At 37.8% G+C, this 24,726-nt stretch carries 20 protein-coding genes; 11 read left to right on the plus strand and 9 right to left on the minus strand.

The genetic code is table 11. From position 1 onward, the window contains the following. Nucleotides 1-18: 18 nt before the first annotated feature. Complete coding sequence (locus L3V46_RS08990) at nt 19-1,023, minus strand: adenosine kinase (protein ID WP_004822172.1); 1,005 nt, start codon at nt 1,021-1,023, stop codon at nt 19-21. Between the two features lie 314 nt (nt 1,024-1,337). Here L3V46_RS08990 and L3V46_RS08995 point away from each other — a divergent pair, with 314 nt between their 5' ends. The 4 genes from L3V46_RS08995 to L3V46_RS09010 all read left to right on the plus strand — a co-directional run bounded on the left by L3V46_RS08995 (nt 1,338) and on the right by L3V46_RS09010 (nt 7,269). Continuing rightward, nucleotides 1,338-1,805 (plus strand): GNAT family N-acetyltransferase, encoded by a 468-nt coding sequence (locus L3V46_RS08995; protein ID WP_239045472.1) that lies wholly within the window; start codon nt 1,338-1,340, stop codon nt 1,803-1,805. Between the two features lie 363 nt (nt 1,806-2,168). Beyond that, on the plus strand, nt 2,169-2,924 hold the full coding sequence (locus L3V46_RS09000; RefSeq protein WP_239045473.1) for a hypothetical protein: 756 nt from the start codon (nt 2,169-2,171) through the stop codon (nt 2,922-2,924). 229 nt (nt 2,925-3,153) lie between these two features. Further along, on the plus strand, nt 3,154-6,093 hold the full coding sequence (locus tag L3V46_RS09005; protein WP_239045474.1) for an insulinase family protein: 2,940 nt from the start codon (nt 3,154-3,156) through the stop codon (nt 6,091-6,093). A 27-nt stretch (nt 6,094-6,120) separates the two neighbouring features. After that, entirely contained in the window at nt 6,121-7,269 is a 1,149-nt protein-coding gene (locus L3V46_RS09010) for a phospholipase A (protein ID WP_004822164.1), read from the plus strand. 378 nt (nt 7,270-7,647) lie between these two features. Here the strand turns inward: L3V46_RS09010 and L3V46_RS09015 are convergent, their stop codons facing one another. Beyond that, nucleotides 7,648-9,519: an ABC transporter ATP-binding protein gene (locus L3V46_RS09015; RefSeq protein WP_167321166.1), complete on the minus strand. Its 1,872-nt coding sequence runs from the start codon at nt 9,517-9,519 to the stop codon at nt 7,648-7,650. A 425-nt stretch (nt 9,520-9,944) separates the two neighbouring features. Between L3V46_RS09015 and L3V46_RS09020 the strand changes: the two genes are divergently transcribed. Then, on the plus strand, nt 9,945-10,301 hold the full coding sequence (locus tag L3V46_RS09020; RefSeq protein WP_239046766.1) for a type II toxin-antitoxin system RelE/ParE family toxin: 357 nt from the start codon (nt 9,945-9,947) through the stop codon (nt 10,299-10,301). Continuing rightward, entirely contained in the window at nt 10,294-10,596 is a 303-nt protein-coding gene (locus L3V46_RS09025; protein WP_004719697.1) for a helix-turn-helix domain-containing protein, read from the plus strand. The genes L3V46_RS09020 and L3V46_RS09025 overlap by 8 nt, the downstream gene beginning before the upstream one ends. A gap of 401 nt (nt 10,597-10,997) precedes the next feature. Here the strand turns inward: L3V46_RS09025 and L3V46_RS09030 are convergent, their stop codons facing one another. The 3 genes from L3V46_RS09030 to L3V46_RS09040 are packed head-to-tail and all read right to left on the minus strand — an operon-like array spanning nt 10,998 to nt 15,038. After that, on the minus strand, nt 10,998-12,560 hold the full coding sequence (locus L3V46_RS09030; RefSeq protein WP_239045475.1) for a PepSY-associated TM helix domain-containing protein: 1,563 nt from the start codon (nt 12,558-12,560) through the stop codon (nt 10,998-11,000). Nucleotides 12,561-12,563: 3 nt separating this feature from the next. Further along, on the minus strand, nt 12,564-12,842 hold the full coding sequence (locus L3V46_RS09035) for a hypothetical protein (protein WP_239045476.1): 279 nt from the start codon (nt 12,840-12,842) through the stop codon (nt 12,564-12,566). Between the two features lie 60 nt (nt 12,843-12,902). Continuing rightward, on the minus strand, nt 12,903-15,038 hold the full coding sequence (locus tag L3V46_RS09040) for a TonB-dependent siderophore receptor (RefSeq protein ID WP_239045477.1): 2,136 nt from the start codon (nt 15,036-15,038) through the stop codon (nt 12,903-12,905). A 229-nt stretch (nt 15,039-15,267) separates the two neighbouring features. Here L3V46_RS09040 and lpxB point away from each other — a divergent pair, with 229 nt between their 5' ends. Next, nucleotides 15,268-16,443 carry a lipid-A-disaccharide synthase gene (gene lpxB / locus L3V46_RS09045; protein WP_239045478.1) on the plus strand — a complete coding sequence of 392 codons (1,176 nt, stop codon included), beginning with the start codon at nt 15,268-15,270 and terminating at the stop codon, nt 16,441-16,443. 160 nt (nt 16,444-16,603) lie between these two features. Here the strand turns inward: lpxB and L3V46_RS09050 are convergent, their stop codons facing one another. Beyond that, the gene (locus L3V46_RS09050; protein ID WP_239045479.1) at nt 16,604-17,476 is read right to left on the minus strand and encodes a DUF2797 domain-containing protein; all 873 of its coding nucleotides are present in this window, start codon (nt 17,474-17,476) and stop codon (nt 16,604-16,606) included. A 32-nt stretch (nt 17,477-17,508) separates the two neighbouring features. Between L3V46_RS09050 and L3V46_RS09055 the strand changes: the two genes are divergently transcribed. Beyond that, the gene (locus L3V46_RS09055; RefSeq protein ID WP_004822152.1) at nt 17,509-17,979 is read left to right on the plus strand and encodes a DUF6231 family protein; all 471 of its coding nucleotides are present in this window, start codon (nt 17,509-17,511) and stop codon (nt 17,977-17,979) included. A gap of 123 nt (nt 17,980-18,102) precedes the next feature. After that, nucleotides 18,103-18,705, plus strand: a complete 603-nt coding sequence (locus L3V46_RS09060; RefSeq protein ID WP_004719714.1) for a YidB family protein — start codon at nt 18,103-18,105, stop codon at nt 18,703-18,705. Between the two features lie 56 nt (nt 18,706-18,761). On the opposite strand, the gene L3V46_RS09065 is transcribed toward L3V46_RS09060, so the two are convergent. The 3 genes from L3V46_RS09065 to glnL all read right to left on the minus strand — a co-directional run bounded on the left by L3V46_RS09065 (nt 18,762) and on the right by glnL (nt 22,179). Then, nucleotides 18,762-19,478, minus strand: a complete 717-nt coding sequence (locus tag L3V46_RS09065; RefSeq protein WP_004822149.1) for a hypothetical protein — start codon at nt 19,476-19,478, stop codon at nt 18,762-18,764. A 120-nt stretch (nt 19,479-19,598) separates the two neighbouring features. Further along, nucleotides 19,599-21,083: a nitrogen regulation protein NR(I) gene (glnG, locus tag L3V46_RS09070; RefSeq protein ID WP_004822147.1), complete on the minus strand. Its 1,485-nt coding sequence runs from the start codon at nt 21,081-21,083 to the stop codon at nt 19,599-19,601. Next, complete coding sequence (glnL, locus tag L3V46_RS09075; protein ID WP_034613940.1) at nt 21,073-22,179, minus strand: nitrogen regulation protein NR(II); 1,107 nt, start codon at nt 22,177-22,179, stop codon at nt 21,073-21,075. Before glnL ends, glnG begins: the two co-directional genes overlap by 11 nt. Nucleotides 22,180-22,542: 363 nt before the next feature. Here glnL and rimO point away from each other — a divergent pair, with 363 nt between their 5' ends. Both rimO and pyrH read left to right on the plus strand, forming a co-directional pair. Next, entirely contained in the window at nt 22,543-23,886 is a 1,344-nt protein-coding gene (gene rimO, locus L3V46_RS09080) for a 30S ribosomal protein S12 methylthiotransferase RimO (RefSeq protein WP_239045480.1), read from the plus strand. A 65-nt stretch (nt 23,887-23,951) separates the two neighbouring features. Beyond that, nucleotides 23,952-24,680 carry a UMP kinase gene (pyrH, locus tag L3V46_RS09085; protein ID WP_004719725.1) on the plus strand — a complete coding sequence of 243 codons (729 nt, stop codon included), beginning with the start codon at nt 23,952-23,954 and terminating at the stop codon, nt 24,678-24,680. Nucleotides 24,681-24,726 lie beyond the last annotated feature (46 nt).

The following is a 24,726-nucleotide window of genomic DNA, read 5'->3' on the forward strand; positions in this document are numbered from 1 at the left end:
TGCAATTTTTTCAGACATTTATGCACATTCCTTTTTGAACGTTTCGAGTAGATTTGCGTATTCTGCAACGTCTAGGCGTGGTCCAAACTTAGACACCACTTCGCTTGAAATAAGAATAGCAAGTTGTGCCGCGGTTTGTAAATTTTCACCATTATTTAAAGCATATAAGAAAGCACCTGAGAATGCATCACCAGCACCATTTGCATCTACTGCATTTACTTTACGACCTTGAACATAAAAATGCTGTTTTTGATCTGCGACTAATGCACCTTTTTCACTGAGTGTAATCACCACATCAGTGCTTAGTGTTTTTAATTTATTCAGCGCAGCTTCTACAGAGTCAGTTTCTGTATACATCATGGCTTCTTGTTCATTACAGAAAATTAGATCCACACCATCATCGATTAATTCATTTAGACCTTGGCGTGCATATTGCACCATTGCAGGGTCAGATAGGGTTAATGCGATTTTAACCTTGTGATCACGAGCAATTTGACGTGCTTGTTTTACGGCTGCGCGTGCTGAATCACTTGTAGACAAGTAACCTTCGATATATAACCATTGCGCTGTTTTTAAAGGTTCAAAATCCATTTGTAGATCTGAAAGTTCTGCGGTAATGCCGAGATAAGTTTGCATCGTACGTTCTGAGTCTTCACTGACCAGAACCATACATGTACCCGTAACACCTTCACTGATCGATTTTTTCGACGTTTTGATGCCTGCATCATTTAAACCATCGAGATAAATTGTGCCTAGATCATCATTTCCAACACGGCACGCATAAAATGCTGAAGAACCTAATGCACTGAATGCCACTGTGGTATTGGCAGCTGAACCGCCAGATGCTTGACCTTTATAATTTTGGCTGGCTTTTAAATTATTGTATAGCCGAGTTTGAGATTCACCATCTGCGAGTTGCATGGTGCCTTTTTGCAAATTTTGTTCAGCTAAAAAGAGATCTGATACTTTAAATTCTTGGTCAATGAGCGCGTTACCAATTGCAAAAAGGTCAACTGTAGCCATGTTCTTCATCACATCAATGTTAAAAACATAAAGTTTACACGAATGCTCAGCTTTACAGTAGTTTGTTGAAAAAATTTCAATTACATTTGTCAAATATGGTTTGTTGGAATTTTACAACTTGCTGGTGTGCTGAACAAAACCAGTTTTTGAGACGATTATTGCGTAGTTTAAGCCATTGTGTTGATCAGTGTGCGTGATTAAATTAGATTGTTTCAATGTGATTGATTGAGATCGCTGGGTTAGGTTTTGTTGAGAAATAAACATAGGCATCAAGCTAAAACTGTCTACAAACCCTAAAACATATTGGAGGTTGAGTGAATATTTTAATTCAACAGGTAGATCAATTGCCTGCGCAAATTCAAGATTTAGCCGTAGTTGCTGAAAAAGAAGGGTTTCATTTTATTCAACGTTTGGTTGATGAGTTTCAGCAAGGCAGCAATAAATTTAATCGACATGGTGAATTTTTATTGGTTGCATTTGATGGAGATAAACTGGTTGCATGCGGTGGTTTAAATATTCAAATCAGTGAGGATGGTGATACAAAGCAGAACTCAGAAACTCAGCATAAAATTGGTCGGGTACGCCGTTTCTATGTATTGCCTGAATATCGCAAAACTGGATTGGGTAAAAGTTTATTGCTCGAACTTGAAAAAAGAGCAAAATCTAATTTTTCTGCATTGTGCTTAAGTAGTGAAAAAGATGCAGCGCCATTTTATCAAAAGCAAAATTATGTTTTTGTCTCAAATCACCCAAATTATAATTACTTTAAATATTTAATTTAGTGAATTTGTAAATCCCTTGGTCTATACCTCTAACTCTGAGTAACAGCATCATTTGAAAATGGTGCTGTTGGTTTGCAGCTATAGGCTTTAAGATACTTTTTATTTTTGGAAATGAATCCGTGTTGATCTGCAAAAATAGTTTTAGTGGTAAAATACTAAAAAATAGCCTAAGCAATTCTTTTATATAAAAACTTCTCAAGCTAGATCAGACATACATCCGCTTTTTTGAAGTATTGATAAGCGCTAAATACAAATGATGACTCAGTTTTTAGCAGGGTAAAGTGACTTTTATCACGTTTTTAATTCTATTTTAAGTCGAAGCATAGAATATAGCTTTTAACGCATAATTGCTGAATAAATCAAATGAAGCAAAATGATTTAGATGTACTGATTTCTAAAGTTCCGCAAGTCACATTACTGTTTTGGATCACCAAAATCTTTGCAACCACTTTTGGTGAAACGGCTGGCGATGCTGTTTCAATGTCACTTAATTTAGGGTATTTGGTCGGTACCTTTATCTTTGCTTTTATCTTTATCGCTTTTGTCTATTTTCAAATTCGGGCTAAAGCTTTTCATCCCTATTTATATTGGTTTACCATTATTGCAAGTACGACAGTGGGGACGACACTAGCAGACTTTGTCGATCGTTCACTGGGTATTGGTTATTTAGGTGGAAGTACGTTATTACTCAGTTTGGTATTGTTGACTTTATATGCTTGGTACAAAGTCGAAGGAACAATTTCACCACATATCAATCAGCCTCGTGCAGAACTGTTCTATTGGTTAACCATTACCTTTTCACAAACTTTAGGTACTGCATTGGTGGATTGGTCATCAGATACAGCAGGACTGGGTTATAGCGGTGGGATTGTGCTGTATGTGGTTTTGATTCTCATCGTCATCGCCTTGTATTTATTTACAAAAACTTCAAGGGTTATTTTGTTCTGGAGCGCATTTGTGCTTACTCGACCATTAGGCGCTGTGGTTGGTGATTTTCTGGATAAACCGATTGATCATGGTGGATTAGCCCTGAGTCGTTTCACTGCATCGGCTGTATTATTGATTGCGATTTTCATCTGTATTTTTATCGCTCAGCGTTGGGATACAGAAAAAACATAAGTATTACTAATTTAAAAATATTGAGTTAAAAAGTTAAGTTTACAGTGATGATCGAATCCTTTGATCATCACTTTTTTTATTTATCGCATTGCGTATTCTTGATATTTCAGCAGCAAGTCACGGTTAATCCTGATTGATTTACTAAGAATTAGTGTTAGGAATGAATCGCATTTATTTAAGTTTCGGTTATACTTGAAGGTATAGATAAACATTTAATATTGGAGATCGCATGACTGTAGATGTCACTGAAACCTTATCTCAAACTGTTCATCCTGCGTTTCAGCTGGTACGTCAACACCATGTAGAAGCTTTAGACATTTTAGTGTCTGAATATAAACATAAAGTGACTGGTGCAATGCACTACCATTTAACAACTGATCACGACGAAAATGTGTTCCTTGTTGCTTTCCGTACTCAACCAATGGATTCCAAAGGTGAGGCACATATTCTTGAACATACAGCATTGTGTGGTTCAGAGAAATTCCCAGTACGTGATCCATTCTTTTTGATGATTCGTCGTTCATTAAATACTTTTATGAATGCGTTTACAGCAGCTGATTGGACCGCTTATCCATTTGCAACCCAAAATAAAAAGGATTTCCAAAACCTTTTGGAAGTCTATTTGGACGCGGCTTTTGCAGCCAATTTAAATCCATTGGATTTTGCTCAAGAAGGTATTCGTATTGAGTTGGAAAATGGTGAGCCTGTTTATAAAGGCGTGGTATTTAATGAAATGAAAGGGGCAATGAGTTCACCTTCAGATCAGCTTTATCATCAGCTTGCGCATCATCTATTCCCGAAAACGACTTATCATTATAATTCTGGTGGTGATCCGAAGGATATTCCTGACTTAACTTATGATGAGTTAGTGGCGTTCTATAAATCACATTATCATCCAAGTAATGCAGTATTTATGACCTTTGGTGATGAGCCTGCTTATAAATTGCAAGAACAATTTGAAAAGTTGGCGCTGTCTAAATTCAGTAAAGGCGAAACGATTTACTCTAAAGAAGAGCAAAGACTAACAGCACCGATTGAAGTACAAGAAACCTATGCTGTTGATGCAGAAGATTTAACAGACAAGACTTATCATATTTTGTCTTGGTTATTGCCAAAAACCAGTGATGTTAAACTTCGCCTAGGTATGCGTTTGGTTGAAGGGATTCTTTTAGAAAACTCTGCTTCGCCGTTGCGCCATTATTTAGAAACTTGTGGTTATGCACAGTCTACAGGTCCAATCATGGGTGTAGATGATTCTAACTATGAAATGACGTTCTATTGTGGAGTTCAAGGTTCAAATCCTGAGCATACTGAAGAATTTAAAAATGGCGTGCTTAATATTCTTCAAGACGTTGCTTCAAAGCCTATCGATAAAGACATGGTCGATGCAATTTTGCATCAAATTGAATTACATCAACGTGAAATCAGTGGTGATGGTACGCCGTATGGTTTAACACTGATTCTCAATGGTTTGGGCAATGCAATTCATCATAATGATCCAATCCATGCTTGGGATGTGGATACTGCCATTGCAGAAGTTAAAGAAGAACTCAAAGATCCGATGTGGTTATCCAACTTGATTCAAGTTCATTTATTGGATAATCCGCATCGTGTACAAATGACTTTAGTTCCAGATGCAAATAAATCTGCTCAAGAAGCAGAAGATGAAAAAGCACGTTTGGCGAAAATTGGTGAGGCTTTGTCAGAAGCAGATAAAGCTGAAATTATTGCTCAGACAGAAGCTTTAAAAATTCGTCAAGAAACTCCAGATGATTTGAGCTTATTGCCTAAAGTCGGTTTGGAAGACATTCCAGCTGAATTGGCCATTGTTCAAGGCCAATTGCGTGAAGTGATTTGCAATGGGGTAGATACACCATTGAATCTGTACCATGCAGGCACAAATGGAATTTACTACCAACAAGTATTGATTCAAATTCCAGATCAAATTGTAAAATCGCCTTATTTTAACTTACTGTCTGTTCTCATGGGAGAAGTGGGTGCGGGCGAATATGATTATCTTGAACTTCAACAGTTACAGACGGCAGTCAGTGGCGGTTTGGGAATGGGTGCTTCGCTTCGTTCTAAAACCGATGACAAAGGTCAAATTAGTGCATGGTTGACGTTAACAACCAAATCTTTAACGGATAAGTTTGATGCGATTCAGTTGCTTAAATTGGCTTTTGAGCAACTACGTTTTGATGAAAAAGATCGTATTATCGAACTTTTACAACAACGTAAAACACGTTGGGCTTCTCGTTTATCGGGTTCTGGACATAGTTATGCCATGCAAATTGCCTCACGTCATATGAGTGCGTTGGCAAAACGTGATTATGACAATACCGGCCTAGGCGCATTGAATTGGCTAGGTGATTTGATCGCAAAAATTGAAAAAGATGAAGCTGCATATGATGCGTTTATAGATGAGTTAAAATCAATTCATAAGGGCTTAATGCTTGCACCAAAACAATTTTTATTGGTGTGTGAAGAGCATCATTCAGAGCGTTTAGTTGAAGAAGTGCAAACGGTTTGGGATAAACTTGCAGTTGATCAATCTCCTGTCTATTTAACGCAAGTGGCTATGGATGAGAGCAATGCAGATCAAGCGTGGTTAATTCAAGCCAATGTTCAATTTTGTGCTTCTGCTTACCAAGCTGTAGATGTTGCCCATCCAGATGCGGCGCCGTTGATGGTGCTTGCAGGCTATTTACGCAATGGTTTCCTGCATAGTGCTATTCGTGAAAAGGGTGGTGCATATGGTGGGGGCGCAAGTTATGATGGCAATGCTTGCTCGTTCCGATTCTATAGTTATCGTGATCCACGCCTTGCAGAAACTTTCCAAGACTTTGAAGCAAGTTTAGATTGGTTGTTAAACAAAGAGCAGCATGATTATCAGCTTGAAGAAGCCATTCTTGGTCTGGTTTCTAGTATGGATAAACCTGGTTCACCCGCAGGTGAAGCCATTACTGCATGCTATGCATTGCTTCATGGACGCACACCTGCGTTTAGAAAGCAATTACGCGAGCGCTTATTAAACGTTACTATTGACGATCTTAAGCGTGTCACACAAACTTATTTACTTGAGCAAAAGCCTGTAAGAGCTGTAGTCGCTCCAGTTGCCAAAAAAGAAGTGTTGGAACAATTAGGTTTTGAAATTAAGAAAGTAAATTAACCCTATAAATTCTTTCTGGAGAATTCTATGTCGTTCAAAAATTTTGAACGTACACCATTGAATCTGAGCATCTTAATGATGCTCAGTTTTGGTTTGGTGACCATTGCTCATGCAGATGATACTGCACAAGTGAATCCTGCAAGTACGCAAGCCTGTGTTGCGCTCGAATCTAATGCTGACCGTTTGGCTTGTTACGATAAAATATTTAAAACACCTACCGTTGCTCCGCAAGTCTTGGTGTCAGAGCAACGTGCTGCTTTAGATATTCAAAAAGCCAATGTTGAACCTGAAACACTCAAAGATAAAATCACCCAGAAAGCAGAAAATTTATTTGCCATTCATGGTGATAAAATTGATCCAAATACCTCATTACTTGATCGACGTTGGGAGCTTTCTCAAGACAGTAAATTAGGTACGTGGAATATTCGCGCGAATCAACCTGTTTATTTGCTTCCTGCATTTTGGACCAGCAAGAAAAATGAATTTCCGCAGAGTCCAAATCCTCAAAACACCGTGGATGAAGATCAAAATTTAAAGTCAATGGAAGCTAAATTTCAGATTTCTTTAAAAACCAAAGCTGCCGAAAATATTTTTGGGAACAATGGTGATGTTTGGGTTGGTTATACCCAATCGTCTCGCTGGCAAGTTTATAACAGTGAAGAGTCTCGTCCATTTCGTGAAACAAATTACGAACCTGAAGCAAGTTTGATTTTTAGAACCAATTATAATTTATTGGGTTTAAATGGTCGCTTACTGGGTTTGACTTTGAATCATCAGTCAAACGGGCGTTCTGATCCGCTATCACGTAGTTGGAATCGGGTTATTTTAAATCTTGGTTTTGAAAAAGATAATTTTGCCTTGATGGTGCGTCCGTGGTATCGCATCGAAGAAGATTTTAAGGATGACAATAACCCTGACATTAAAAATTATATCGGTCGTGGTGATTTGACTGCATTCTATCGCTGGAATGACAATGATTTTTCTTTGATGCTACGTCACTCTTTAAAAGGTGGGGACGATTCGCACGGCGCAATGCAATTTGATTGGGCGTTTCCAATTAAAGGCAAGTTACGTGGGCATTTTCAATTGTTTGATGGTTATGGCGAAAGCTTGATTGATTATAATCACCGTGCGACTTATGTCGGTCTAGGTGTTTCGTTAATGAATTGGTATTAATCATTTAAAATAGCGTTAATTGGCTAGATTTAAATCACAAGCTGTCTTTATATAAGGCAGCTTTTTTGTTTTTGATTATTGATTTATAAGGAAGAGTTGTTGTTTTATTTGGATAAGTAAGCGGAAAGCGCAAGAGTGCTATTTGCAGTATAAGATGAGGGATAGCCTACGCAATGCGATTAAAATTTTAAAAGTAAAGTGTGGTATTGCTAACTTTTTATAATCAAATAATTTTTTACATATAATTGATTTAATTTAAAATATTAATTATGAAAAATTATATTCTTGAGTCTGAGTTTTTGACTGGTTGACTATATAATAAAAAACCACGCTATTTTTAACGTGGTTTTTTATAATTTGGCTATTTAAACACTTTATTTACGAAGTGCTGACTGTTGAATCTTCATCTTCTGTGGCTTTTGGTTCAGGTTCAACTAAAAAACCACCAGTCTGTCTATGCCATAAATGTGCATAAATACCATTTTGTGCGATCAGTTCCTCGTGAGTACCTTGTTCTGCAATTTGACCTTGATCTAACACAATCAAACGATCCATTTGTGCAATGGTTGAAAGACGGTGAGCAATCGCGATTACAGTTTTATTTTGCATTAACTCATCTAAGCTTGATTGAATTGCAGCTTCAACCTCGGAGTCTAAAGCACTGGTTGCTTCATCCAAGATTAAAATAGGCGCATCTTTTAAAAATACACGCGCAATGGCAATACGTTGACGTTGACCACCCGAAAGTTTTACTCCACGCTCACCAACATAAGCATCATAGCCAGTACGGCCTCTTAAATCTGAAAGTTGCGGAATAAACTCATCTGCTTTGGCTTTTCTTACTGCTTCATACATTTCTTCATCAGTCGCATCAGGGCGACCATATTTGATATTTTCCGCAACTGTACGATGTAATAAAGAAGTATCTTGGGTCACAAGCGCAATATTTTTTCTTAAGCTGTCTTGAGTGACTTCTTCAATATTTTGACCATCAATGGTAATTTTTCCATTATTGATGGTGTAAAAATGTAAAAGTAATTGAATTAATGTGGATTTTCCAGCGCCTGAACGTCCCACAATACCAATTTTTTCACCCGGTTGAATGTTTAAATTAAAGTGATCAATGACTTTTTTGCTATTATAAGCAAATGTGACATCGCTAAATTTAATATTACCTTGAGTCACAACAAGTGGTTTGGCATCTTCTTTGTCTTGGATATTGATCTGACGACCTAAAGTTTGCATACCATCTTGAATTGTGCCGACATTTTCAAATAGGGCAGAGGTTTGCCACATCATAAACTCAGCCATACTATTGAGTTTAAGAATCATGGCTGTTGTTGCTGCAATCACACCAATCGCTGCTTGACCCTGTAACCATAACCAAACGGCAGTACCTAAAACCCCAAAGAATAAAACGGCTGTCAGCAAATTGATGCAAAGTTCATATGCAGTGCCTAAACGCATTTGTTTGAACACTGTACGCATAAACTCTTTCATTGACTCTTTTGCATACTGGCTTTCACGGCCTGCATGTGCAAAAAGTTTTACTGTCTGAATGTTGGTATAGGCATCTGTTACACGTCCAGTCATCACCGCACGCGCATCGGCTTGTTCTTTGGAAATTCGTCCTAATCTTGGAATGTAATATAATGCCGCACTGACAAACAACGCCAACCATAATAAAAGTGGAATCAATAGAATAGGAGAAATTGATCCCAACACGATACTGATGGTAATGAAATAGATGACAACATAAGTCACCATGTCGCCCAAAATCACCCAAAACTCACGTACCGCTAGCGCAGTCTGCATGACTTTGGCAGATAAACGTCCAGCAAAGTCATTATGGAAGAAGTCTAAGCCTTGGCGTAGCATTAAATTATGAAATCTCCAACGCAAACGCATTGGAAAACTACTGTATAAAATCTGATGTCTGATAATGGATTGCATACTGGCAAAAAAGATATTTGCCAACAGAATACAGCTTAAAAAGATCAAATTTTCACGATGATTTACTAAAAAGTCTTGAGGTTTTGACTGTGTCAACCAATCGACTAAATGTCCGATTTGTGAAAAAAATAAAGCTTCAAAACTTGCTGTTGCAGCAGTGAATAATATTAAAATCAATAAATAACGCTTAACACCAGTCGCAGCTTGCCAAACAAATGGAAAGAACTTGGTGGGTAATGGTTCGTTTAAACCTTTCGACGGATATGGATCTACTAACTTTTCAAACCATTGCAGCAACATAAAATCCTCGTGGAAATTTTATAGATTGATTAAATTGTAAAATATTGAAATGAAGTTACAACCTGAACAGCTTAAATTATTTTAAGGCAAATTCAGCAGAAATTGGGAGAATAGTGGGGTAATGTAGATTGTATAGTTTTCGTGGAAATTACACCAGTTATTTATATCGAATAAAAACGATTTATAGTATAGCCAAAGATAATTAAAAAATTATTGTACTTTGACAATCTAATCGTAAATTGCACATTAATCTTCTAACACTTTATCAATATACTTTTAAACGGTAGAAAATAACAATCATGAGAAAGTAACAACACTGCTCGAATGTTTTTTACATGAGCGTTCAATTCTTAAAAGAAACTTTGCCTTTCTATAAGTACTATATTAAAATATAGATTACAGTCTATATTTCTAGGTTTCGCATATGGACAGTCATTACAACGGATTTGTTTAATGAATGGCTTGAACAGCAAGATGATTCAACACAGGAAAAAGTCTTAGCTGCATTGGTCGTTCTACAACAGCTGGGGCCAAGTTTAGGTCGCCCTTTAGTTGATACCGTAAATGACTCGAAATTCATGAACATGAAAGAATTACGTGTTCAGCATAGAGGTAAACCACTAAGAGCCTTTTTTATATTTGATCCATTACGACAGGCTGTTGTGCTTTGTATTGGTAATAAGGGCGGTAAAAAGCGTTTTTATAAAGAGATGTTAGATATTGCAGAACAGCAATACGAACTTCATCTTTCAACCCTAGGAGATCAATCTAATGGCTAAAACCTTACAGGAACTATTGGCTGGTCGCTCTCCAGAGAGTCAAGACCGAATTCAAAAAATGGCTGATGAACTACGTTTACAAACGCAGCTGCATCTTATTCGAGAAGAATTAGAGATTTCGCAAAAAGAATTAGCTGAGATACTTGGAATCAAGCAGCCTTCACTTTCAGCAATTGAAAATCGTGGTCATGATCTTAAAATTTCAACGATAAAGAAATATGTTGAAGCAATGGGAGGGAAGCTTCGCATTGATGTAGAGCTTCCAACAGGAAAACATATTGAATTTAATGTTTAACTGTTGAAAATGGAAGCGATAAGCTTCCATTTTTTGATAGGAATGAGCACGATTATGCTGAAAATTATCTAAACTTAAATTTAATTGAGTCTAGAGCTGTGTTCAAACGCTAGATGTCTACTTTTTTATTTTTGGTTTTAAATCATTTACAAAGAGTATCAATCCAAACAGTATTGGGCTACTCAGTATACATAAGGCCACAAAAGAGATGCTATTGCCATAATTTACACTGAATAAAAATAAAGCTGAGATGATCAACGCAAACGCGATAACTTTTACCAGTTTCACATGTTGTACTAAAACAGAAAATTTACTTTTCTGAGTCTTGGTGATCTGCTTTGAGCTGATCAAATATAAGCTATAACTGGCAATCAGGATCAGGAGGAATGCTAAGGTCAATATCATGACACAGACTCCTGCGCTTGTTTTTGTTCCAGCTTTTTCTTGATCTTCGCCACAGCTTTGTTTTGAATCGGTGTGATTCTTTGATGTAAAAAAATCGCTAAAATGGCAAATAACCAGATCATTAAGTCCACACGTAAAAATAACCAATAATCCTGTAATGAATGAATATATTGATTAGAAATCAGATAATAGACATTTAAAATAGGCAAAGCTAATGTCATAGCAATCAGCAACTTGAGCTGAGTTTTCCAGAGATATTGTTGTTTTGTGCAGAGCGCAATAATAAAACTGAATAACCATAAAGTGAAAAATGTATAGACTTCATAATTCGGTGTATCTGCTTGAAGTTGCACAAAACGATTGGCATATAAATAACCCAACATCGCAATGGGTAAACCAATAATCATCGTGGTATTGAGTCGATTGACCAGATAATGCCCAAAGTGAAAATGATCATTTTTCTTTTGTAATTGTCGTTTTAAACTCCAGAGCAATAAGCCCGAAGCAATCATTGCACAGCCAAGAAGACCAGAGAAAAACAAGCCTAAACGTAATAAAGGTTGGGCGAAATTCGCCATATGCAGCCCATACATACTGGCATTTAATGTTGCAATTGCACTGTTATTACGAGTATTCCCAATTAAAGCACCAGTAGCGCCATTAAAGCTAAGTTGTGCTTGATTACGTGTAATCGAATGATCTTCTAAGGCAGTAATCGTGAGCTTGGCAAGCTGTGTATTGGGTTGATCTACGGTTATGTTATCAATATAAGTTTTTCCCCATTGCTGTTGGGTTTGTTGCAGGAAATGTTGAATAGATAACATATTCTTCGGCTGTGCTTGTTGAGCCTTGTTTGCAGTTGAAACATGACGAATTTCATCAAAATACTGATATGGATTATCTGGATAGGCTTTTTTCATCCCTGCGGGGAAAAGCAGATAGAAAAAGATCGCTAAGCCGGTAAATGTAATGGTTAAGAAAAAGGGCAATGCGATTACCGAACTTACATTATGAAAATCTAAATATGAACGCTGACCTTTAAATGCTCTTAAGGTAAAGAAATCGGTAAATATCTTTTTATGGGTAATAATGCCTGAAATCAAGGCTATAAACATAATTAACGCTGCAAAGGTGACAATCAAACGTCCAATAGAATAAGGCATTCCATAAAGTTGGTAATGAAACCCATAGAAGAAATCACCGCCTTGTGTGGCAGAAAGACTCAATTCTTTACCTGTATTGGCATCTAAAGTTTTACTTTCATAACCACCATCGGCTTTTTGCCAATAAACTTTATTTGCAGGGGTATTCTGATTTGCAACGCCGATATACCAACTTTTTGCATCTGGCGCATTTTTTTGCAAATAAGCAAACGCAGACTGTATAGCGGATTCCTGTTTGATTTGCATACTTGCGAATTGTGGTTGCATCCACATACTAATTTCATGGCGATAATATGTTGCAGAACCTGTCAAAAAAATTGCAAATAACAGCCAGCCGAAAGTAAGCCCGATCCAAGAGTGTAACCATGCCATAGATTGACGAACAGATTTATGCATGAGTTAACCTATAAACTTGGAAAATAGGAAAAAAGTAGCGGCCAACGCTAGGCTGATCAGCGTAAGTTTCTTTAAAGAATGTATACAAAAGCTTAGAATCACAAAAATAATGTAAAAAATAAGTGCGCTAAATGCCGCCAAATAAATAGATTCAGCTTTGGCAAAATAAGGATAAAACACATCAATTAAAGTTAAGGATACTAAATAACTGCACACATAGCCCATACCAAAAGCCAGTATAAAACGATAGAGCACTGATAAAGGGTAGAGCACAATCTGCATAACGATCACTTTCTTGCAATTGAAAACGCCTTAATCCTAAAAGATTAAGGCGAATTCAGATTAGTATTTAAATTTCACTGCAACATTATAGTTTGTAGATGGGCCATAAAATGCCTGACCATCTGGAAAGCTATATAAATATTTTTTGTCTGTTACATTGTTTGCATTTGCTTGAAGCGAAATATGCTTATTCAACTCATAGCTGGTCATCAAATTCACTAAAGCATAAGCATCTTGGGTAATTGTACTCTTTACAGTAGAGTCATACAGCTTGGTTGCATCTTGCCATTGTAAGGCTGCGCCAATTTTCAGTTTAGGTATAGCTGGAATGGTATAGGTGGTTAAAAGATTAATGGTTTGGTTGGGGTTGTAAGTACGTGCCTCTCCACCATTTTTTAAATCTTTTAAGCTAAATTGGCTATAGCCAAATGCCAGATTCAAATGATCTGTTAATTGTCCAGCCAGTCCAACTTCTACCCCTTGAGAGCGTAAGTCACTGGTTTCAACTTTTCGATTGAGAGGGTTTCCATCAGAGTTACGTAAAGGGTAATTACTTTGTTCTGTGCGAAACACCGCCAAAGTTCCAGTGAGTTTGTCATCTAGCCATGAACTTTTAATACCTGCCTCATAGCTTTCACCTTCAACTGGTTTGAGTGCTTTATTATCAGTACCCAATCCAGATTGTGGGCGGAAAATAGAGGTATAGCTTAGATAACCTGTGTATTCAGGGTTAAAGTTATAGGTAATGCCAGCATAAGGAGATACTTTGTTTTCGTCATAGGCCATTGATGAACCGTAACTTTCACCTTCACTTTTAGCTTGAACATAATTTAAACCGAGTAAAAGTTTTAAATCATCGTTTAAGTGTAGTCGTGTTGCCGCATATACAGAATTGAGCTTTTGTGTATAGTTTGCCGCATCACTAAACGCTGACCAAGTGACTGATTGAGGTGTCCAGCTTGCCCAGTCAGTGGTCTTATTATTATTGATTTTGCTGTCATTAATTGTGCCTGAGGTTTGTTGATCATACTGTTTATTTTGTAGATAACTATAACCTAGCGTCGCTTCGTGTTCACGGCCAAATAATGAATATGAGCCTTGTAGATTTAAGTCGGCAAAATGACTTTTTAGATTTTCTTTTCCACCCCAAGCGGTAAGGGCTACACCCGCTCCATTTTGATCAGGATAACCATAATAATAGAGTAAGTTGCTGTTGTGGTCAGTTTGGGTGTAGTTATAACTCAGCTTTGCTGTCCACTTATCATTAATTTTTTGCTTTAACTCAGCAAAAGCATTTTGTGACTTATTATCCCAATATGCCCAATCTGGATTGGGATTATAATTACGCTCATAGGAAAGTTGTTTCCCATCTGCACCGAGAAGTGGTAAGGCACCCCAATTATTTGCATTAGGTTTGTTCTGTTGTTGGCTATAACCGACAGTCAATAACGTGCTATCACTTAAATCCGCATCAATGATGCCAGAAAATCCATTTTTCTCAGATGAATAACGATCTAGATAAGAATCCCCAGTTTGCTCATAACCCATCAAACGTCCGCGGATGCTACCTTCTTTGTTGAGTGCTCCTGAAACATCTGCTTCATAGCGTTGGGTATTCCAAGAGCCATAACTTAGTCCAGCGTTGGCTTGAAATTCTTGGGTAGGGCGTTTACGGATATAATCGATTGTTGCGCTTGGATCACCAAAAGCATTGGTTAAAGCATCTGCACCTTTAATCACGTCAATACGATCATAAAAATATGTATCAGGATTGGTATTATTATAATTGTAGCTGCTAGAAGGGAAGCCGACGCCATCAGTTAAAATATTTGAGATTTCAAAACCACGAGCGGTGTAGGTTGAACGTTCGGTTTCCTGATTGCTGACAGTAATACCGGGAGTATTACTTAAAGCCTCACGTGCACTATTGAGCGCAAAATCATTTAATTGCTGACGTGTCACTACATTCACTGTTTGTGGTGTTTCTTTGACAGGAATATTCAGCTTGGCCGCACTTGCTGATTTTTTAACGATATAAGATTTTGATTGTTCAGAGCTTAATTCAGTTTGATCCGCTGTGGCTTGAACTGAAATCGTGGGTAGATTTTCAATATTTTCAGCAAAACTTTGCTGAGCACTGAGTACCGCTAAACTAAGAATAGAGAACTTAAAACTGTGTGGGAGAGAATTCAACATTGTTTATCTTAAATGATAATAATTATCGCTTAGTTTATTGTTTGTAAGAAGTGCTTACAAGCGTCGTGCAATTGAAAATATAAATAGAAAATAAAATAACGATAGAAAATTAGATGAATTGTTTTATAAATTCACCTATTTGCCATAGCAGTATCCTGTTTTGACTATTCACAATTAAATCTGATGAATATGCTATCATGCAGTTATAGTGCTGATCAGGAAGAATATCTTGCAAAATCGAAAGCTTAAAATTGGAATTGTCGTAGGTGAGGTATCAGGGGATACTTTAGGCGCAAAACTTATTCGTCGTTTTCGTGAACAGGGTATTGATGCTGAATTTGAGGGGATTGGTGGTCCTCAAATGATTGCAGAAGGATTTAACAGTTTTTATTCAATGGATATTTTATCTGTAATGGGGATTGTTGAAGTGCTTAAAGATTTAAAAAAATTATTTGCTGTACGTGATGGTCTCGTCGAGAAATGGACTGCCAATCCTGTAGATGTTTTTATCGGTATTGATGCGCCAGACTTTAACTTACGCCTTTCAAAAACAATAAAACAGAAAAACTTGCCGATTAAAACGGTGCAATATGTCAGTCCATCTGTATGGGCTTGGCGACAAGGACGGGTCCATGGTATCAAAGCCAGTATAGATTTAGTGCTTTGTCTATTTCCTTTTGAAAAAGGCTTTTATCAACGATATGACGTACCAGCAGCCTTTGTTGGGCATCCACTGGCAAGTCAATTGCCATTACAAAATCCAATTTTGGATGCAAAGCAAGAGCTTGGCTTAGATATCAGTCAAAAGCATATTGCCTTGTTACCAGGAAGTCGGCGTGGTGAGATTGAACGACTTGGACCGTTGGTTTTGGATGCAGCAAAAATTCTTTATCAAAAATATCCAGATTATCAGTTCCTGATTCCTGCCATTAATGATTTACGCAAACAACAAATTCAGGAATTATTAAAGCATTATCCAAGTGACTTGGTCGCAAAAATTCATTTACTAGAAAATACCGATAAAGAATCAAAAATTGGTCGTCAGGTCATGAATGCTGCCAATATTGTAGCTTTGGCATCGGGGACAGCGACACTTGAAGCATTATTGTTGCATCGTCCAATGGTGACTTTTTATAAGTTGAATTGGTTAACCTATGTGATTGCTAAATTTTTAGTGAAAATTCCGTATTATTCATTGCCGAATATTATTGCGGGAAAAAAAGTGATTCAAGAGCTTATCCAACAAGATGCTACAGCAGAAAATTTGGCCAATCAAATTGAAAAATTAATGAATATTGAAACTGCACAAATTCAGGTGATGCAATTGATTACCATGCACAAGCAACTTTTGGCTGGAAATAGTGAAGATCCGGTTCAGGCGATTTTAGCAATTTTAACAGCTTGATTTTTAACGCTAACAACCGATTAAGTAAATATCCGTTTGCTTATCGAGCTGCTGGAATACTTTGTAATCAGTTTAGAAAACCTTTGACCAATAAAAACTCCTCTAAATCTAAGATAAAGAGGAGTATGTATAAATCAATTTCTGGGTTTGAGTGTGAAAATTATTCCGCCCGAACTTTAAGTTCATAACCTGTATATTTACGAATATTGATAACACCCGTATCCATAATCAGATATTGACCTTTGATTCCTTGTAGCTTGCCGCGAATGATTGGAGTTTTATCTAAATTGTGTGATTTAACTTTTTCAGGATAAATATCGACAGGGTAGATAAATTCACGGGGTAATTCATTTTCTAACAATTCAACCGTTTCATTAAACTCAAGATTTTGCGCAAACTCATCGCGAATGCTTTGAATCTTTGGGGAAAACTCTTGAACCAATTCATTACGAATTTCAATCAGATCAATCGGTTCAGCTTCACCCTTAAGTAGTTTTCGCCAATCCGTTTTATCTGCAACCTGTGTACCAAACATGACTTCAAGTTGACCTGAAAGACGGCGCGAACCGACTTTTAAAATAGGCAATGCTTGGGTCGCCCCTTGGTCTAACCAGCGTGTTGGCATTTGACCTAGACGGGTAATCCCCACTTTTAAAGCACTTGAATTTGCTAGATAGACAATATGCGGTTGAAAGCAAACATCATGAGCAAAATCATCTTCACGGCAAGTACCTAAATGATAATGGCAAGTTTCAGGCTTCATGATACACATGTCGCAAGACGCCTTGGTTTTCATGCATTTAAAGCAGTGGCCTTGCGAATAAGACTTTGGTGTTTTTGCTCCACAAGAAACACAATAAATATTTCCTGTCGCTTCAATCTCAATTTCCTGGCCTAAACTAAATGGTAGCTCGGTTTCTGAGCGATCTAATATAAATTTATATTCAACATTTGCCTTATGTGTTTGTTGATCAGTTACACTAAGGTCTTTAAGACCTGCATGCATTTTATGGCAAATGCCTTGTAGTTCCATGTTTAATTACTCGCTTCAAAAAAGGTGCAGTTATGGCTGAGCAAAATGTCATCACTTCAATGCTAGACGATTTATCGCAAGAACAGCCAATTCAAACTGCATTGTGTATTGGGCAAAATTTGGCGCAATACCCTACAAATTATTCAATTCAATGGTCCTATTTTAACGTATCTGAGTTTTTAAGTCTGCCTTTTACGCAACGATATGATTTAGGATTTGTACTTTTAGATACAGATGAAATGTCTGGGATCACCGATTTACAAAAATCCCAGTTATTGGTCAAGTTGCGTGATTTATTGGCAAAACGAATTGTCGTGGCATGTCAGCTAAAAGATGAGCAGTTACTCAGATCGCTAGGTTTTACCCAACTTATTGATAAAACTTTACATCAAAATGATTTTGCACTTTGGCAGTTTAATATTTTGACCTATAAGCATGTACCAGATTGGTTTAATTCTAAGTTTTGGGCTAATCCAGAAAACTGGAATAAATTTCGTTGGTAGTGATTTTATTTTGGTTATAAACCAGTCTTAAGCTATTGCAAAATTTAACAATTCCAATTTTGGTGAATAGGATAAAGCCAAGTATGCTGTACTTGTCTCATAAAACTTAAAAAAGGAAAACGCATGACAGATTTAACCAATATTGTGGAAATTCTGGCAAAACAAGCACTTGGCGGACAACAACAATCACAAGGCGGGCTAGGTGGTGGATTGGGCGGGGTACTTGGTTCAGTACTCGGTGGCTTGGGTGGGCAGCAGCAACAATCACAAGGTGGATTGGGTGGCGTGCTTGGTTCAGTTTTAGGTGGTTTGACAGGTGGACAACAACAACAAGCACCGCAAGCGGGTGGTTTTAATGCCTCTTCTTTATTGATTGCAGTTGTGCCATTGGTCTTGGGTTGGATTCAACAAAATGGTGGTCTACAAGGTGCTTTAGCTAAATTGCAAGGCGCAGGCTTAGGTGGGCAGGTTCAAAGTTGGGTCGATCCGTCACAAGGAAATGGTGCTGTAAATGTAGAGCAAATCCAGAGTTTATTTGGTGGTCAGCAAGTTGAACAAGTTGCTCAACAAGCCAATGTTCCGACCAATGAAGTATATGGTGCAATCTCTACAGTATTACCGCAAATTATTGATTCACTCACACCACAAGGTGATGCAACAGATCACACTGAAGCCAATGGTGATATTCAAAATGTCATGAATTTGGTATCAGGCTTTTTAAAGTAAAATCGAATATAAAAATGACAAAAGCCAGTCAATAGATGTTGACTGGCTGATTTAAATTAAGGCTGTGGGTCATCGCCAATTGCTTCGCTACTTTTTACGTCGCCATTCTGTTTCTTTTTAATGTATTTAATTTGCCCATATCCTTCAGCATACCATTCATCCAATGTTTCATCTCCGATTTGAGAAATGAAATGACATGCATTATCAAACTTTAAGGTATTGTCATCATTGTCAATTAAAGTCAGATCTTCAAATCCTACAAATACTAGGTCAATCGTCTTATTATTTTCAGACTTATCATTGTTATCCATTTGCGATTCAATGACTGCGTTATACGTCATTTGGAATTTTTGCTGTGGTTTAAGATTGGATGGGAATGTTGGAAGCGGGGCTTGATAGGTGGTTTTTACCAGCACATCATTTGGATTTGATCCGAGCGCAGCAATACCATAGTCCAAGTTTGCAAGCATGGTGCGGCCAGTTAAATCGTAGATATAATCTGTACGCACACCTGCGCCTTGTCTAACGATTGCTATTGCATTCTGATTGTTGAAGGTTGTAGGAACAATCTGTATTTGTGTTTCTTCATTGTTGTTAAGGGTAAACTGTTTGTTGGGTTCTAACTTAAAACAATCATCTGAATTGGCTGCTTTATGTGCTTTTTTAACCGCTGGGGCTTCTGCTTGATGTTCAGAACTGTCATGCGGTTTATTTTTAGAGCAAGCAACACTAAAAATAGAGAGTAAGCTAATTACAACAACAGTTTTCTTCATTTTTACCCTAGACGATAAAGTTTAAATTTCACGAGGCTATTTTTCACTATGAGCCAATAAAAAACAACCATATTCTTACGAAATATGGTTGGAGTAAACTTTATATTTATGAGTTGCTTATTATTCAGCTAAGACAGTTTTGTCTTCCTCTTCATCATCTTCAGCAGAATCCATACCTAATTCTTTGAGTTTGCGGGTTAAAGTATTACGCCCCCAACCTAAAAGTTCAGCAGCATGACGTTTACGACCACGGGTTTGTTGAAGTGCTGCGATGATCAAAGTACGTTCAAACATTGGGGTGGCAATGTCTAAAATTTTCATTTCACCATTTTTAAGCTTTTGAATTGCCCATTGCGCCAGTAACTCATCCCAATGATGTAATGCAATACGATCAATACCAGCTTGCGCTTGACCCTGATCATCAGATTTGTTGATTGGAATTTGTTTTAATTCAGACGGCAAATCTTCTGGATAAACTTCACGCCCTGTGATCATTACAGTTAACCAGCGGCAGGTATTCTCGAGTTGACGTACATTGCCTGGCCAAGGCAGTTTTTGAATATACTCTTGCGTTTCTGGGCGTAAAATTTTCGGACTAACTCCGAGTTCTTTACCCGCGCGTGCCAAGAAGTGTTGCGCCAACATCGGAATATCTTCAGAACGATGCGCAAGTTTAGGAATGTGAATACGAATGACATTTAGACGATGATATAAGTCTTCACGGAAACGGCCATCATTGACCAATTTTTCTAAATCTTGATGTGTTGCTGCCACGATACGAACATCAACACGAACTGGAATATGACCACCAACACGATAGAACTCACCATCTGCCAAAACACGAAGTAGGCGTGTTTGGGTTTCAAAAGGCATATCACCAATTTCATCTAAGAATAAGGTTCCGCCATTGGCTTGTTCAAAACGGCCTTGGCGTTGAGTATTGGCACCAGTAAATGCACCTTTTTCATGGCCAAATAATTCAGTTTCAATCAAATCTTTTGGAATAGCGGCCATGTTTAACGCAATAAATGGTTTACTGCTTCTTGGTGAGTGGCGATGTAAAGCGTGTGCAACTAACTCTTTACCTGTTCCAGATTCACCGTTGATCAATACAGTAATATGCGATTGAGATAGACGTCCAATGGCGCGGAAAACTTCCTGCATTGCAGGGGATTCACCAATAATTTCCGTAGATTGAATCGGGGTAACTTTGGCCGATTCTTGTTGTTGCAGTTTGTTGATATGCAAAATCGCACGATTTACCAACGCAAGTGCTTCATCAATATCAAACGGTTTTGGTAGATATTCAAAAGCACCTGTTTGATAACTCGATACTGCAGATTCTAAATCTGAATGTGCTGTCATAATAATCACAGGCAGATCAGGATAACTTCCTTTGACTTTTCCTAGGAAGGTTAAACCATCAATGCCGGGCATACGAATATCAGTGAGAATGACATCTGGCGCATTGCTTGGAAGTTGATCTAAAGCAGATTGTGCTTCTTCAAAACTGGTGACATCGAAGCCTTCTTCTTTAAATGTTTTTTCCAAGACCCAACGCATAGCACGGTCGTCATCGATCACCCAAATTTTATTATGCGACATGGTTAGACTCCCAAGGTAGATATAAGCTAAATACTGTTTTTCCAGGAACGGATTGGCATTCAATCATTCCGTTGTGTTGATGCATGATATTTTGTGCGATGCTTAAGCCAAGACCTGTTCCTTTGGCACGACCAGTCACAAGTGGATAAAACACGGATTCTAAAATTTCTTCAGGAACACCAGGGCCATTGTCTTCAATATCAATACGAATGGCTGATTTATTCAGTACGCCATTAATCGTCACTAAACGTTGGATGCGTGTACGCAACATCAGTTCAGGTTGATGATCAATAAAAAACTCACGATTCTCAGTCATCGCCTGTACTGCATTGACACTGATGTTGAGCATCACTTGAATCAGTTGATCGCGATCCGCTTTGACATCAGGCAATGAAAGGTCATAGTCTCGTGTGATTTTAATTTTCTTCTTGGTCTGATTTACAATTAATGAGCGAACACGTTCAAGCGGTTCATGTACGTTGACCAATTCGTAGCTTGGGAGTTGACGTGAACCCAGCATAGTGTCAGCAAGGTTTCTTAAACGATCGACTTCACTGATAATAATATCGGTGAACTCTGCGTACTGTGGATCATTTAAACTACGAGCAAGCAGTTGAGTTGCGCCACGAATTCCACCTAATGGGTTTTTGATTTCATGTGCAACACCTCGAATCAGTTGTCGTGCAACTTGGTGTTGTTGAATCAGGTTTTCTTCTTTAGAAATTTTAAGCATCCGATCAATCGGATTTAATTCAATTAATAGTAATGGGTGATAGGGTCTTCCTGTATTTAGCTGCGATACGGAATAATCAACATGCATGTCTTTAAAGTTAACATTGATAATCGCTTCACGGCGTGTATAGGCTTGACCTGTTTTTATTGAGTTGTTTAATGCTTCCAAGGTATTAAAGCTATCATTTGGTGCATGTAGAATATTAATCACTGGCTGACCTGCCGCACGAAGCAAGCTAATATCAAACAATGCTTCGCATGATGAATTAAGATAAAAAATATTTAAATTACAATCGACCAAAAGAATTGCAGTGGTTAAATTATCCACAAGCAATCTATAATCAATTGTTGGGTATTGATCCATTAGCAGAGCTTTCCTGTCTTTAAATAGCGCAATGGCATCTGCACCTCGTTTTCTATTTTCCCGAACATGGGTGATTGAATCGGTTAAATCGTCCTGATATAAAGCAAGATGCACGCCAACTTTTATATACTGCGCAGTTTTCTTACATGAATGATAAAAATTGCGCATTTACTGCGCTTTATTCACGTGTAAAAACCAGCATTCATATTACGCTATCATTATATTGTTCCAAAATGGTGCATTGTAGTAATTTAATTATTTGATTGGATGTATTTTGGTGCATTATACAAAGAGTGCAGTTTCCACCTGTTTTTATCTCTTGAAAAGTCATACAATACGCGGATTATAGTGGAGCGCAGATTCATGAAGTCCCCCAAAGTCGGTTTTGTATCTTTAGGTTGTCCTAAGGCATTGGTAGATTCTGAACGCATTTTAACGCAGTTAAAGACTGAAGGTTATGATGTTGCATCAGATTATGAAGGTGCTGATTTAGTTGTTGTGAACACCTGTGGTTTTATTGAATCTGCAGTACAAGAGTCTTTAGACGCAATTGGTGAAGCCATGAGCGCCAATGGTCGTGTGATCGTCACAGGCTGTTTGGGTAAAGATGAAGATAAAATTCGCCAGATGCATCCAAATGTCTTAAAAGTGACAGGTGCTGCGGCGTATCAAGATGTGATGGAAGCTGTCCATCAGTATGTTCCAGAACCACCGAAACACAATCCTTTTGTAGATCTTGTACCTGAACAAGGTATTCGTTTAACACCTAAACATTATGCTTATTTAAAAATATCAGAAGGCTGTAACCATCGTTGCACATTCTGCATTATTCCAAGCATGCGTGGTGATCTTGTGTCACGTTCTGTTGGCTCAGTATTAAATGAAGCACAGGCGTTAAAAAAAGCGGGTGTAAAAGAAGTCTTGGTGATTTCTCAAGACACCTCCGCTTATGGTGTAGATACCAAATATAAGCTTGATTTCTGGAATGGTCAGCCTGTTAAAACCAAATTCTATGACATGTGCGAAGCGCTTGGTCAGTTAGGGATTTGGGTGCGATTACATTATGTTTATCCATATCCACATGTTGATGCTGTGATTGACTTAATGGCACAGGGTAAAATTCTTCCGTATTTAGACATTCCTTTTCAACACGCCAGTCCGCGCATCTTAAAATTGATGAAGCGACCAGCTCATAGTGAAAACACCTTGGAACGTCTAAAATTATGGCGTGAAAAATGTCCTGAATTGGTTATTCGTTCAACATTTGTCGTGGGTTTCCCTGGTGAAACTGAAGAAGATTTTCAAATGTTATTGGACTGGTTACAAGAGGCGAAACTTGATCGTGTAGGTTGCTTTACCTACTCACCTGTAGAAGGCGCAACAGCCAACGATTTGCCTGATCATGTTCCTGAAGAAATTAAGCAACAACGCTATGAACGTTTTATGGAAGTTCAACAAGCGATTTCTGCTAAAAAACTGCAAAGTCGTATTGGTCAAACCATGACGGTTTTAGTGGATGATCTTGAAGAAGAATTCCCAGTCGCAGTTGCACGCTCTTATGCAGATGCACCTGAGATTGATGGTAATGTTTTTGTTGAAGATATTGATAAGTCAGTGATTAAAGCTGGTGATTTACTTGAAGTTGAAATTACAGATGCAGATGAATACGATTTGTTTGCCAAGTTGATTCGCGTTAAATCAGCTTAAGTGTTGCCGATTTCGATTTGATTAAATACGAATAAAATTGTAGATATAAGTATTGGAGTTTTGTGATGTTAGATTCTAAAAAGCCGCGCTATGAGCGAATTTTGCTGAAACTTTCGGGTGAAGCGCTTGCGGGTAATAAAGACATGGGGATTGATGCCCAAGTCTTAGATCAAATGTCTTTATCTATTGCTCACTTGGTTGGTTTGGGTGTGCAAGTGGGTATTGTGGTTGGTGGTGGTAACTTATACCGTGGTAGTCAATTACAAAAAGATGGTTTGGTTGGCCGTGTAACGGGTGATCAAATGGGTATGCTTGCTACGGTAATGAATGGTTTGGCATTACGTGATGCTTTGGTTCGCCGTAATATCAAAACCCGTTTAATGTCAGCATTGCCAATTGGTGCAGTAGTTGAAGCATATTCAAGCCGTGATGCAATTCGCCACTTAACTCAAGGTGAAGTGTGCGTATTTGTTGCTGGAACAGGTAATCCGTTCTTTACAACGGATACAGCAGCATGCTTACGTGGTATTGAAATTGAAGCAAACCTTATTTTAAAAGCCACTAAAGTTGATGGTGTCTACAATAAAGACCCAAGCAAATATGATGATGCTGTTAAATATGACCATTTAAGCTTTGATGAAGTTTTAGATGAGAAACTTGGTGTCATGGATTTAACTGCAATTTGCTTATGCCGCGATCACAATGTGCCACTTCAAGTATTTGATATGAACAAGTCTGGTGCTTTGCTTTCTGTGGTAATGGGCGAAAAAGAGGGCACTCACGTTACAAACTAATGTACGTGGGTAGTAAAGCTCTTTATACTACTGCAATTTTAGATTA

This window comes from Acinetobacter sp. AG3, from assembly GCF_022343575.1.
GTDB classification, from domain to species: domain Bacteria; phylum Pseudomonadota; class Gammaproteobacteria; order Pseudomonadales; family Moraxellaceae; genus Acinetobacter; species Acinetobacter guillouiae.